Below are 11,683 nucleotides of genomic sequence, written 5' to 3'. Positions count from 1 at the left end.
AACGGCATCGACTATAGCATGAGGAGGAGAGGACGGGCCGAATAACGACCCGTTTTTGAAGAGATTTACAGCAGCACGCTGCCGAACACGAAGCCGAAGCAGACGGCCAGGACCACGCCCATTGTGCCGGGAATGAAGAATGGATGGTTAAAGACGAATTTGCCGATGCGCGTTGTGCCGGTGTTGTCCATCTGCACCGCGGCGACCAAAGTCGGGTAGGTTGGCAGAATAAACAGGCCAGAAACGGCGGCGAAAGAAGCCACGGCGGTTAGCGGTGAGACATTGAGCGCCAGCGCCATCGGCATCAGCGCCTTGGCCGTAGCGGCCTGAGAATAAAGCAGCGCCGAGGCAAAGAAGAAAATCACCGCCAGCAGCCACGGATGGCCCTGAATCACGCTCCCTGCGGTTTCTTTGATCCAGTCAATATTGGCAGACACGAAGGTATCGCCCAGCCAGGCCACGCCCAGGATACAAATACAGGCGCTCATGCCAGCTTTGAAAGTGCTGGAACTCAGAATACTTTCGGTTTCCACTCCGCAAATCACGGTGGTCAGGGTGGCGACTGACAGCATGATAATCAGTATCGCGTTGGTGGTATTCATTAACGGCGCAGCGACGAGGCCGAGACTCGGGCTATTGATGATGGCATAGATGACTACGCCAACCACACCGAGCAGGAAGAGATATACGGAAGTCTTCGCGCGCGGTTTAATCTCGATTTGCTTGTCGCCACGCAGCTCAATCAGCCCCTCTTCCAGACGCTTGAGGTAAACCGGATCGTTGGACAGCTTTGAGTCGAACAGGACAGAGACCAGGAACGACATCACCAGCACTGCCAGCAACGTTGAGGGGATAACGACCGACAGCAGCTGAATATAGCTGATGCCGTGGCCTTCCATCACCGACGACATGTAAACCACGGCGGCGGAAATTGGCGAAGCGGTAATGGCTATCTGAGCTGAAACCACCGCGGTCGAGAGTGGACGACAGGGTTTGATACCCTGCTCCTTGGCGACTTCGGCGATTACCGGCAGTGTGGCCAGCGAGATGTTGCCGGTGCCGGCGAAAATGGTCAGAAACCAGGTCACAATGGGCGCAAGAATAGTGATGTATTTAGGGTTCTTACGTAACAGTTTTTCGGTTTGGTTGACGAGATAATCCAGGCCCCCGGCGATTTGCATTGCTGAGATAGCTGCAATGACCGCCATGATGATGGAAATAACGTCGAAGGGGATGCTGCCGGGTTTTACGCCTATTGCCGCGAGAACCAAAACCCCCAGTCCTCCCGCGTAGCCAATCCCTATCCCGCCCAGCCTTGCCCCCAGAAAAATCGCTGCTAACACGATGATGAGCTCGATGACTATCATGGTCGCTTCCTTGTTGTTTTAATGAGATGAAAATGAAATGTTGTGTTTTCGTATACCGTTAAAATGAAAAAGGCACGTCCGACTGGACGTGCCTTTTGGCGTTTATGCGGATGAGTTATTGTTCGCTTTCATCGGTATAGCGCTTAGCTTTGTAGACCGGGTGCATCAGGTTGTGGACGGAGAAGATATCGTCCAGCTCGGCTTCGGTCAGCAGGCCGCGCTCCAGCACGACCTCGCGCACGCTCTTGCCGGTTTCTGCACAAATCTTGCCGACGATGTCGCCGTTGTGGTGGCCAATGAACGGGTTCAGATAGGTCACGATACCGATGGAGTTGTACACGTAGCTCTCACACACTTCTTTATTCGCGGTGATGCCGTTAACGCATTTTTCCAGCAGGTTGTAACAGGCGTTGGTCAGGATATGAATAGATTCGAACATCGCCTGGCCAATCACTGGCTCCATCACGTTCAGCTGTAGCTGACCCGCTTCGGACGCCATGGTGACCGTGGTGTCGTTGCCGATGACCTTGAAGCAAACCTGATTCACCACTTCCGGCACAACCGGATTCACTTTGGCCGGCATGATAGAAGAACCCGCCTGCAGCTCCGGCAGGTTGATTTCGTTCAGGCCAGCGCGCGGGCCGGAAGAGAGCAGGCGCAGGTCGTTACAAATTTTGGACATTTTCACGGCCAGGCGCTTCAGGGAGCTGTGTACCATCACGTATGCGCCGCAGTCTGAGGTCGCCTCAATCAGGTCTTCTGCCGGCACGCAGGCCAGGCCGCTGACTTCCGCCAGTTTCTGTACGGCCAGCTGTTGGTAGCCATCTGGCGTGTTGAGGCGGGTACCGATGGCGGTTGCGCCAAGGTTCACTTCCAGCAGCAGTTCAGCGGTGCGCAGCAGATTTTTGGTCTCTTCAGTGAGCAGCACGTTGAAAGCGTGGAATTCCTGACCGAGCGTCATAGGAACGGCGTCCTGAAGCTGGGTGCGGCCCATTTTCAGGATTTCAGAAAACTCAACCGCTTTACGCTGGAAGCCTTCGCCCAGTTGGTTAATGGCATCGATCAATTTCACGATGGAGGCGTAAACTGCGATGCGGAAGCCGGTTGGGTAGGCATCGTTGGTGGACTGGCATTTGTTGACGTGGTCGTTCGGGTTCAGGAACTGGTATTCACCTTTCTGGTGACCCATCAGCTCCAGGCCGATGTTGGCGAGGACTTCGTTGGTGTTCATGTTAACTGAAGTACCTGCGCCGCCCTGGTAGACGTCTACCGGGAACTGATCCATGCATTTGCCGTTGTTCAGGACTTCATCACAGGCCTGAATGATGGTGTTAGCGATGCTCTTAGGAATGGTTTGCAGTTCCTTGTTCGCCATTGCCGCCGCTTTTTTTACCATCACCATACCGCGTACAAATTCCGGTATGTCGCTGATTTTACTGTTGCTAATGTAGAAGTTTTCAATCGCTCTCAGAGTATGCACGCCGTAGTAGGCATCCGCTGGCACTTCCCTGGTACCCAACAAATCTTCTTCGATACGAATGTTATTTAACATGTGAACCTTCTTAGTAAAGCTGCAGATAAATGCACTGTTTTATTCACGCACACGAAATGTGGTTGTGAGCTTAATAGGCCGACGATTATGTCCATATTCGACCTCGTTATCGTGATGATATGCTGATGATAGCGAAAAGCAGTAACCTGGATCACTTATTAAAAGCCACGTTGCATAACAATTATTAATATGTGATATAGGTCAATAGTTGAAAATTTCCAGAAAAAATTCACGAAATAACCATTGATCTTTGTCTATGCAGTCGCCATCTCCCCCCTACGCGTAATTGCTAATCTATTTTTCGCGAGGCCATTAACGGGCTCGCCCGATGACAGGAGCGTATAGTGCGCTGGATCCCGCTTATTGCCGTTTTCCTCTATGTTTACATCGAAATTTCGCTGTTCATACAGGTGGCACATGTTCTGGGGGTCTTTATGACCCTGATTCTGGTCATTTTCACTTCGGTGATTGGCCTGTCTCTGGTACGTAACCAGGGCTTTAAAAACCTGATGCTGATGCAGCAGAAGATGGCGGCAGGCGAAAGCCCTGCGGCGGAGATGATCAAAAGCGTCTCGCTGATCATGGCCGGTATTTTGCTGCTGTTGCCGGGCTTCTTTACTGACTTCCTCGGCCTGCTGCTGCTATTGCCGCCGGTGCAAAAGCACCTGACGCTGAAGCTGATGCCACATTTGCGCTTCTCCCGTATGCCAGGCGGCGGTTTTAGCGCCGGCAGTGAAGGGGGCAATACTTTCGACGGTGAGTTCCAGCGTAAAGACGATGCGCCAAAGCGCCTCGACGACCAGCACCGGGACGATCGTTAAATTTTAGTTTTTTTTGTTTTCCCCCCTTGAAGGGGGGAAAGCGCATCCCCATTAATCAGGTCACCAGCTGATTCCCCCTGTGGGACGGCGTTACCTAACTATCTGATACTGACTTTCTCAAAGGAGAGCTATCAATGAGCATTCGTCCATTACATGATCGTGTCATCGTCAAGCGTAAAGAAGTTGAGTCCAAATCTGCGGGCGGCATCGTTCTGACTGGCTCCGCAGCGGGCAAATCAACTCGTGGCGAGATCATCGCTGTCGGTAAAGGCCGCATCCTGGAAAACGGTAGCGTGCAGCCGCTGGACGTGAAAGTGGGTGACATCGTTATCTTCAACGATGGCTACGGCGTGAAGTCCGAGAAAATCGACAACGAAGAAGTGCTGATCATGTCCGAAAGCGACATCCTGGCAATTGTTGAAGCGTAATTTGACGCACGAACCTGAACGAATTTGAGGAATAGAAGAAATGGCAGCTAAAGACGTAAAATTCGGCAACGACGCTCGTGTAAAAATGCTGCGCGGCGTTAACGTACTGGCAGATGCAGTGAAAGTTACCCTCGGTCCTAAAGGCCGTAACGTGGTTCTGGATAAATCTTTCGGTGCACCGACCATCACCAAAGATGGCGTTTCCGTAGCGCGTGAAATCGAGCTGGAAGACAAGTTCGAAAACATGGGCGCACAGATGGTGAAAGAAGTTGCCTCTAAAGCGAACGACGCTGCAGGCGACGGTACCACCACCGCAACCGTACTGGCTCAGGCTATCATCACTGAAGGTCTGAAAGCCGTTGCTGCGGGCATGAACCCAATGGACCTGAAACGCGGTATCGATAAAGCTGTTGTTGCCGCTGTTGAAGAGCTGAAAGCGCTGTCCGTGCCGTGCTCTGACTCTAAAGCGATTGCTCAGGTTGGTACTATCTCCGCTAACTCCGATGAAACCGTAGGTAAACTGATCGCTGAAGCGATGGATAAAGTCGGTAAAGAAGGCGTGATCACCGTTGAAGACGGTACCGGTCTGGAAGACGAACTGGACGTTGTGGAAGGTATGCAGTTCGATCGCGGCTATCTGTCCCCATACTTCATCAACAAGCCAGAAACTGGCGCTGTTGAGCTGGAAAGCCCGTTCATCCTGCTGGCTGACAAAAAAATCTCCAACATCCGCGAAATGCTGCCAGTGCTGGAAGCCGTGGCGAAAGCAGGCAAACCGCTGGTTATCATCGCTGAAGACGTTGAAGGCGAAGCGCTGGCTACTCTGGTGGTTAACACCATGCGTGGCATCGTGAAAGTGGCTGCGGTTAAAGCACCTGGCTTCGGCGACCGCCGTAAAGCTATGCTGCAGGACATCGCTACCCTGACCGGCGGTACCGTTATCTCCGAAGAGATCGGCATGGAGCTGGAAAAAGCGACTCTGGAAGACCTCGGCCAGGCTAAACGCGTTGTGATCAACAAAGACACCACCACCATCATCGATGGCGTGGGTGAAGAAGCCGCTATTCAGGGCCGCGTTGGTCAGATCCGTAAGCAGATCGAAGAAGCAACTTCTGACTACGACCGTGAAAAACTGCAGGAGCGCGTAGCGAAACTGGCAGGTGGTGTAGCGGTAATCAAAGTCGGTGCTGCTACCGAAGTTGAAATGAAAGAGAAAAAAGCTCGCGTCGACGATGCCCTGCACGCTACCCGTGCTGCGGTTGAAGAAGGCGTGGTTGCCGGTGGTGGCGTAGCGCTGGTTCGCGTTGCTGCTAAACTGGCGAACCTGACCGCTCAGAACGAAGACCAGAACGTGGGTATCAAAGTTGCGCTGCGCGCGATGGAAGCTCCTCTGCGTCAGATCGTTTCTAACGCCGGTGAAGAGCCATCCGTTGTCACCAACGCGGTGAAAGCGGGCGAAGGTAACTACGGTTACAACGCCGCTACCGAAGAATATGGCAACATGATCGATTTCGGTATTCTGGACCCAACCAAAGTAACCCGTTCTGCTCTGCAGTACGCGGCTTCCGTTGCGGGCCTGATGATCACTACCGAGTGCATGGTTACCGACCTGCCTAAAAGCGACGCTCCTGACTTAGGCGCTGCTGGTGGTATGGGCGGCATGGGTGGCATGGGCGGCATGATGTAATTCGCCTTAGCACCTTGTGTTAAAGAAACCCTCAGTCAGAAATGTCTGGGGGTTTTTTCTTTTGTTCACACTCTGGTATAAGTGCTTACCGGGCAATAACGGCTCAATACCTTGATTACGGGGAATAACATGCGCATGAAAGTCTCATCAGGAGTGGTTGTGGCAGCGCTGCTGCTGGCAGGATGTAGCACGGGCAATCAGCTTAGCTCTGGCGGCCAGAGCGTTCGTTTTGTTGAAGACAAACCAGGGAGCGAATGCCGTCTATTAGGCACCGCAACCGGGGAACAGAGCAACTGGCTGTCTGGCCAGCACGGTGATGAGGGCGGGTCTATGCGCAGCGCGGCGAATGCTCTGCGTAACAATGCGGCCGAAATGGGCGGCAACGTGCTGTACGGCGTGAGTAGCCCGACCCAGACGCTGCTCTCGAGCTTTGCACCAACGGCCAGCCAAATGACGGGGCAGGTTTATAAGTGCCCGAACTGATTCTGTAAGCATTACCCTCATCCCGGCCCTCTCCCTCAGGGAGAGGGAGAAAAACGGAAGTGCTGTCGCTGATATAGGTTGGGGAAAGCTATGCGGTTCCCTCTCACAGGTAAGGGATACGTCGTGGGCTTCTTCTACAGTTAAAGGCAGCACTAAACGGTTCCCTCTCCTGGGGAGAGGGTTAGGGTGAGGGCGCTATGCTCTCACTTTTGCCGTAGCTGCAAATCCAGCGGCGTCTTACTTGGCTCTCCGCCTATCTCTCTCGCCAGCTTCGGCACCATATAGCCAGAAACCAGCGTCAGCAGCTCACGCATAATCGCCCGAGCCTCTTCGTCTTCCACCATAAAGTGCGCCGCGCCCTGTACTCGGTCGAGCACATGCAGGTAATACGGCATCACGCCCGCATCAAACAACGCATTGCTTAGGTCGGCCAGGGTTTGCGCCCTGTCGTTCACGCCGCGTAGCAACACGCTTTGATTTAGCAGCGTGACGCCCGCCTGGCGTAGCTTTGCCATCGCCGAGCGGAAATCGTCGCCAATTTCCTGGGCGTGATTAATATGATTAACCAGTATCACCTGAAGCGATGAACGGGCGATTCTTGCCGCCAGCACATCGGTAATACGCGCCGGGATAACAATCGGCAAGCGGCTGTGAATGCGCAGGCGTTTGATATGAGGAATGGCCTCCAGCTCGCTCATCAGCCAGTCCAGCTCGTGATCTTTCGCCATCAGCGGGTCGCCGCCGGAGAAAATAATTTCGTCCAGCTCAGGATGTTCGCTGATATACGCCAGTGCCGTTTGCCAGTTGCGTTTGTTGCCCTGGTTATCGGCGTACGGGAAGTGGCGGCGGAAACAGTAGCGGCAGTTTACGGCGCAGCCACCTTTGACCAGCAGCAGGGCGCGGTTGCGGTACTTATGCAACAGCCCAGGGACAACGCTGTGTTGCTCTTCCAGCGGATCGGTTGTGAAACCGGGCGCGGCAACGAACTCCTGCTTTGCCGTCAAAACCTGACGCAGTAGCGGATCGTTAGGGTTGCCTTTTTCCATGCGGGCGACGAACGCGCGAGGCACGCGCAGGGCAAAAAGACGCCTGGCTTCACGCCCGGCAAGCAGTTCTTCATCGTCAGCTACATTTAAAATGTGCAGCAGTTCATCAGGATCGGTTATAACATCGGCAAGTTGCGTTAACCAATCTTCTCTGTGAGGGGGATTTAGGGTTACAATGTGTGCCATTTTTTTGGCTAAGCTACCAGTTAACAAATTCAGAGGGCCTTATGGCGACTTATTCTAGCAACGATTTCCGTGCCGGTCTTAAAATCATGATGGATGGCGAACCGTACGCGGTTGAAGCCAGCGAATTCGTAAAACCGGGCAAGGGCCAGGCATTCGCGCGCGTTAAGCTGCGTCGTCTGCTGACCGGTACCCGCGTTGAGAAAACCTTCAAGTCTACCGACTCTGCAGAAGGCGCTGACGTTGTCGATATGAACCTGACTTACCTGTACAACGACGGTGAGTTCTACCACTTCATGAACAACCAAACCTTCGAGCAGCTGGCTGCAGACGAAAAAGCCGTTGGCGAAAACGCTAAATGGCTGCTGGACCAGGCTGAGTGCATCGTGACCCTGTGGAACGGCCAGCCAATCTCCGTTACCCCACCGAACTTTGTTGAGCTGGAAATTGTTGAAACCGATCCGGGTCTGAAAGGTGACACTGCAGGAACCGGCGGCAAGCCAGCAACCCTGAGCACCGGTGCTGTGGTTAAAGTTCCGCTGTTCGTCCAGATCGGCGAAGTCATCAAAGTTGACACCCGCTCTGGTGAATACGTTTCTCGCGTGAAGTAATTCTCGTGAAGGTTCGCGGCGCGGTGCCTCAGGCTCGCGCCGCCGCTTTATCAGGGCAGGGAAGATGAACCGTTTGTTGAAACAGATTCTTTTTATCTCGCTGCTGGCCGCTGCGCTATCGGGTTGTAATACCACGCGTGGCTTTGGTGAAGACTTGCAGCATCTCGGCGGCGCCATTGAGCGCGTAGCCAATAAATAATCCCCTCCAGTTATCCGAAATCGCTTCGCTTTTCCTTCGTTGTTCATTTTTTTAGCTATGCTTAACGAGCTATACACAAACAACATAGGTATAAGGAAAAGCTCATGATTAAGAAAACTATTGCTGCGTTTTTCTCTCTCGTCGTTCTTTCATCCTTGTTGACCGCCTGTAACACGACCCGCGGCGTGGGCGAGGATATTCAAAGCGGCGGTAAGGCTATTTCAGGTGCGGCAGCAAAAGCGCAGGAATAATGCTTTTCGGTACGGTACTTGTGCCGTACCGTTATTCTAAAACGGCTTCCGGGATATTTAGAAAAAGCGACAATCTATTGTCGGCTCCCAGTTTTAATCGAATATTTCGCTTATAGGTATAAACCGTTTTTACGCTTATCCCCATAACTCTGGAAATATATTCGTTATTAGCCTCTTCCTTCCATAGTTTTAATATTCTCTCTTCGCGTAAGGTCAGTAACGGCGTAATATGTCGTTTCACTTCACGGAATGGCGGGCGAGCTGCAATAGTCTGCTGAATGAGTGCCGTTAATGCCGACAATGATACTGACTTATCCCAAATATCCGTAGTGCCTTGCGTCGCGCAGTACTCGGCAATGGTGGGGTGTTGCCCACTTTGCAGTAACAGCAGGCGCGTTGTGTCGCCGCAGGCAGAATAAATGGCCGAAAGCTGTTGGATATTATGCAGTGCGGTTGAGAAACTGTTGAAGTCGGCGATCACCATATTCGGTTGCCATTTAATAATTTTTTCCCGGGCGAGAAGTAAACTGTCTGTCTCTGAAATACTCATTGCCGTAGCCAGATTATTTTTCTGATTGAGCAAGTGCGTCAGTCCCTGACGGCTGAAGTAACACCTATCAACCAATAATATTTTATACATTTTCGCGCTTCACGTTAATCATTACTGCGGCGTTTGCAGGCTGGCAAACCACGTTTTATCATATGAATAAATTTGCCAAAATGAATCACGGAAATGCGCGCGAATTCGCTGTCAATTCCAGGCTTAGCAAGGCCCTGCGAGTGAAACAATTATTTCATCGAGTCGCATTTGGATACGGATTTTCAGACAGCCGTTTGGGTGCTAAAATCATCTCCTCACCAAAGCCTTACGGGACGACCCGCAAGCGTATCTCACACCGGGGACGGCCCCATTTCTACTGGAGCTGTTATGGCCTGGATCGTTCTGTTAATTGCTGGATTACTGGAAGTCGTTTGGGCGGTAGGACTTAAATATACCCACGGCTTTAGCCGCCTGTGGCCTAGCGTTATCACCATCGTCGCGATGGTTGTCAGTATGGCTTTGCTTGCCTGGGCGATGAAAACCCTGCCCACCGGCACGGCCTATGCGGTGTGGACTGGGATTGGTGCCGTCGGCGCGGCGATTACCGGCATTCTGCTGTTGGGAGAGTCGGCTAACCCGATGCGTCTGGCTAGCCTGGCTCTGATTGTGGTCGGCATAATCGGCCTGAAACTTTCCACGCATTAACTGCCCGGTTGTTTCACCCAAATCAATTTATCCACCGCAAAGCCCTGGCGGGCTGCGACAGCCAATAGCTGCTGTTTGAGATCGTGACTGATGGTTGGCGTGCGGGACAGGATCCACAGGTAGCTGAGATCCGGCCCGCACACCAGCGCATGGCGGTAGTCTTTATCCAGCGCAATCACGTTATAGCTGCCGTAAAACGGGCCAAAAAAGGAGACCTTCAGCGCGGCGACGCTCGGGTCTCCGGTGAAATAAGCCTTTCCTTCGGCCTGCTGCCACATCTGCCTGTCCGGGTTGAATCCCCGGTTTATCACGCGCAGGCCGCCGTCATCCATCAAGCTGTAGGTGGCCGTCACCTGATTCAGGCCGCTTTCAAAGCTGTGATCCATCCGGGCAATTTCATACCAGGTGCCGATAAAACGTTTTGCCTCGAAGTTTTTCACGACCGTGACGCTGGGGGGAGGCGTTGGGGCACTACAGGAGACAACCAATAATGCGACCGCAAGCGCGGTGACAGCGGGCCAAATGCGCATAGCAGATTCCTTCCAGGGTTTTTTAGCTAAGTGTAGATGGCAACAGGAAATAAAGTGTGAGCGAAGCCGGAAATAATACGGCCTGCGTTCAGCAGGCCGTCGTCATTTTTATTGCAGCGCTTCGAGAATGGCGTAAGCGGCTTTTACTCGCTCGGTATTCGGGTAGCTTTTGTTGGCCAGCATCACGATGCCCAGCTGTTTTTCAGGAATAAAGGCCACGTAGCTACCAAAGCCGCCTGTTGAACCGGTTTTATGTACCCATGAAGCTTTCACCGCAGGCACCGGAGGGGCAATAAGCGTTGCAGGGTGCGGCGCAAGGGCAACCTTGTTGTCGCTGCCGTCAATAATCGTTTTCCCCTTCACCGGCCAGTTCAACATTTCCCAGCCAAGCCCTTGATACATACTACCCACGCGCCAGTAACGTGACTGTGCGAGCTGAATACCCTGCGCTAACGTTTTGTCTTCCAGGCGGTCGGAAGCCATGTTCGCCTGCACCCAATGGGCCATATCTTCGATGCTGGATTTCACTCCGTAGGCTTCCGCATCCAACATGCCTGGCGAAACGCGCACGGCTTTACCGTCCCGATAGCCCCATGCGTAGTGGCTTTCTTCTGTCGCCGGAACGTTAATCCAGGTGTGTTGAAGATTCAGCGGCTCAAAGACGCGTTTTAACATGGCCTGTTCAAAGCTCATCCCTGACGGTTTCACCATCAAGGCCCCAAATAGTCCGATACTCGCGTTGGCGTAGAGGCGCTGTGCGCCCGGCGCCCACTGCGGCTGCCAGGCCTGGTAGAACTTAAGCAGGGCATCGCTGTTGGTCACCTCGTCCGGCACCTGCAGCGGCAGGCCACCGGCGGTATAGGTGGCAAGTTGAAGCAGGGTGATCCCTTTCCACTGGTTACCGTTTAGCTCAGGCCAGTATTTTTGCGCCGGATCGCTAAGGCTAACTTCGCCACGAGCCAAAGCATCACCGCCCAGCACGCCGGTAAAGGTTTTACTGACCGAACCCAGTTCAAACAACGTTTGCTGCGTTACCGGCACGTTGCGCTGCACATCGGCTTTTCCCCAGGTGAAATACAGCGGGTAGCCTTTGTAGATAACGGCCACCGCCATGCCAGGGATCGCCTGCTCCTTCATTAGCGGGGCAACGGTGCGGTTCACAAGCTTTTCAATTTGCGGTGCAGTCAGTTCTTTTTGTGCGGCAAAGCTGGAGCATGAGGCGGCGAGCAGCAGCGTCAGGCAAAGGGATTTTTTCATGATGGATAACCTTCCTTAGAGA

Annotated in this window: 14 protein-coding genes; 8 read left to right on the top strand and 6 right to left on the bottom strand. The window is 53.1% G+C overall.

The features are described 5' to 3' along the window. Positions 1-65: 65 nt before the first annotated feature. Positions 66-1,367 carry an anaerobic C4-dicarboxylate transporter gene (locus F3J29_RS15335; protein WP_166867315.1) on the bottom strand — a complete coding sequence of 434 codons (1,302 nt, stop codon included), beginning with the start codon at positions 1,365-1,367 and terminating at the stop codon, positions 66-68. Between the two features lie 115 nt (positions 1,368-1,482). Beyond that, on the bottom strand, positions 1,483-2,919 hold the full coding sequence (gene aspA, locus F3J29_RS15330; protein ID WP_166867313.1) for an aspartate ammonia-lyase: 1,437 nt from the start codon (positions 2,917-2,919) through the stop codon (positions 1,483-1,485). A 344-nt stretch (positions 2,920-3,263) separates the two neighbouring features. Here aspA and F3J29_RS15325 point away from each other — a divergent pair, with 344 nt between their 5' ends. The 4 genes from F3J29_RS15325 (at position 3,264) to F3J29_RS15310 (ending at position 6,338) form a co-directional block, all read left to right on the top strand. After that, positions 3,264-3,740, top strand: coding sequence for an FxsA family protein (locus F3J29_RS15325; protein ID WP_008453773.1), 477 nt, complete (start codon positions 3,264-3,266; stop codon positions 3,738-3,740). Between the two features lie 134 nt (positions 3,741-3,874). Beyond that, complete coding sequence (locus tag F3J29_RS15320) at positions 3,875-4,168, top strand: co-chaperone GroES (protein WP_008453772.1); 294 nt, start codon at positions 3,875-3,877, stop codon at positions 4,166-4,168. A gap of 40 nt (positions 4,169-4,208) precedes the next feature. Next, positions 4,209-5,855 (top strand): chaperonin GroEL, encoded by a 1,647-nt coding sequence (groL, locus tag F3J29_RS15315; protein ID WP_166867311.1) that lies wholly within the window; start codon positions 4,209-4,211, stop codon positions 5,853-5,855. Positions 5,856-5,984: 129 nt separating this feature from the next. Continuing rightward, a complete protein-coding gene (locus tag F3J29_RS15310) occupies positions 5,985-6,338 on the top strand; it encodes a DUF4156 domain-containing protein (RefSeq protein ID WP_166867309.1) in 354 nt (117 codons plus the stop codon). A gap of 203 nt (positions 6,339-6,541) precedes the next feature. On the opposite strand, the gene epmB is transcribed toward F3J29_RS15310, so the two are convergent. Next, entirely contained in the window at positions 6,542-7,570 is a 1,029-nt protein-coding gene (gene epmB / locus F3J29_RS15305; RefSeq protein WP_166867307.1) for an EF-P beta-lysylation protein EpmB, read from the bottom strand. A 41-nt stretch (positions 7,571-7,611) separates the two neighbouring features. Between epmB and efp the strand changes: the two genes are divergently transcribed. From efp to ecnB, 3 genes are all read left to right on the top strand, one after another. Then, a complete protein-coding gene (efp, locus tag F3J29_RS15300) occupies positions 7,612-8,178 on the top strand; it encodes an elongation factor P (protein ID WP_008453764.1) in 567 nt (188 codons plus the stop codon). 64 nt (positions 8,179-8,242) lie between these two features. Then, a complete protein-coding gene (locus F3J29_RS15295) occupies positions 8,243-8,377 on the top strand; it encodes an entericidin A/B family lipoprotein (protein ID WP_039289517.1) in 135 nt (44 codons plus the stop codon). A gap of 104 nt (positions 8,378-8,481) precedes the next feature. Continuing rightward, positions 8,482-8,628, top strand: a complete 147-nt coding sequence (gene ecnB / locus F3J29_RS15290; RefSeq protein WP_166867306.1) for a lipoprotein toxin entericidin B — start codon at positions 8,482-8,484, stop codon at positions 8,626-8,628. Positions 8,629-8,659: 31 nt separating this feature from the next. Here the strand turns inward: ecnB and F3J29_RS15285 are convergent, their stop codons facing one another. After that, positions 8,660-9,268, bottom strand: a complete 609-nt coding sequence (locus F3J29_RS15285) for a LuxR C-terminal-related transcriptional regulator (protein WP_166867304.1) — start codon at positions 9,266-9,268, stop codon at positions 8,660-8,662. A 288-nt stretch (positions 9,269-9,556) separates the two neighbouring features. Here F3J29_RS15285 and sugE point away from each other — a divergent pair, with 288 nt between their 5' ends. Further along, complete coding sequence (gene sugE, locus F3J29_RS15280; RefSeq protein ID WP_008453755.1) at positions 9,557-9,874, top strand: quaternary ammonium compound efflux SMR transporter SugE; 318 nt, start codon at positions 9,557-9,559, stop codon at positions 9,872-9,874. Here sugE and F3J29_RS15275 read toward each other — a convergent pair. Together F3J29_RS15275 and ampC are read right to left on the bottom strand one after the other, a co-directional pair. After that, positions 9,871-10,404 carry a lipocalin family protein gene (locus F3J29_RS15275; protein WP_166867302.1) on the bottom strand — a complete coding sequence of 178 codons (534 nt, stop codon included), beginning with the start codon at positions 10,402-10,404 and terminating at the stop codon, positions 9,871-9,873. The two genes, sugE and F3J29_RS15275, sit on opposite strands and share 4 nt — an antisense overlap. A gap of 108 nt (positions 10,405-10,512) precedes the next feature. Next, complete coding sequence (gene ampC, locus F3J29_RS15270) at positions 10,513-11,664, bottom strand: CMY2/MIR/ACT/EC family class C beta-lactamase (protein ID WP_166867543.1); 1,152 nt, start codon at positions 11,662-11,664, stop codon at positions 10,513-10,515. Positions 11,665-11,683: the final 19 nt, after the last annotated feature.

The organism is Enterobacter sp. Cy-643, assembly GCF_011752815.1.
In the GTDB taxonomy this organism is placed as follows: Bacteria; Pseudomonadota; Gammaproteobacteria; order Enterobacterales; family Enterobacteriaceae; genus Cedecea.
Note: the sequence above shows the minus strand (reverse complement) of the source record. Positions and strands in the feature narration are given on the sequence as shown.

Excerpts from the sequence above, each read along its gene's own strand:
- F3J29_RS15335 (WP_166867315.1), bottom strand. The coding sequence starts at position 1,367 with ATGATAGTCATCGAGCTCATCATCGTGTTAGCAGCGATTTTTCTGGGG.
- aspA (WP_166867313.1), bottom strand. The coding sequence starts at position 2,919 with ATGTTAAATAACATTCGTATCGAAGAAGATTTGTTGGGTACCAGGGAA.
- F3J29_RS15320 (WP_008453772.1), top strand. The coding sequence starts at position 3,875 with ATGAGCATTCGTCCATTACATGATCGTGTCATCGTCAAGCGTAAAGAA.
- groL (WP_166867311.1), top strand. The coding sequence starts at position 4,209 with ATGGCAGCTAAAGACGTAAAATTCGGCAACGACGCTCGTGTAAAAATG.
- F3J29_RS15310 (WP_166867309.1), top strand. The coding sequence starts at position 5,985 with ATGCGCATGAAAGTCTCATCAGGAGTGGTTGTGGCAGCGCTGCTGCTG.
- epmB (WP_166867307.1), bottom strand. The coding sequence starts at position 7,570 with ATGGCACACATTGTAACCCTAAATCCCCCTCACAGAGAAGATTGGTTA.
- efp (WP_008453764.1), top strand. The coding sequence starts at position 7,612 with ATGGCGACTTATTCTAGCAACGATTTCCGTGCCGGTCTTAAAATCATG.
- F3J29_RS15295 (WP_039289517.1), top strand. The coding sequence starts at position 8,243 with ATGAACCGTTTGTTGAAACAGATTCTTTTTATCTCGCTGCTGGCCGCT.
- ecnB (WP_166867306.1), top strand. The coding sequence starts at position 8,482 with ATGATTAAGAAAACTATTGCTGCGTTTTTCTCTCTCGTCGTTCTTTCA.
- F3J29_RS15285 (WP_166867304.1), bottom strand. The coding sequence starts at position 9,268 with ATGTATAAAATATTATTGGTTGATAGGTGTTACTTCAGCCGTCAGGGA.
- sugE (WP_008453755.1), top strand. The coding sequence starts at position 9,557 with ATGGCCTGGATCGTTCTGTTAATTGCTGGATTACTGGAAGTCGTTTGG.
- F3J29_RS15275 (WP_166867302.1), bottom strand. The coding sequence starts at position 10,404 with ATGCGCATTTGGCCCGCTGTCACCGCGCTTGCGGTCGCATTATTGGTT.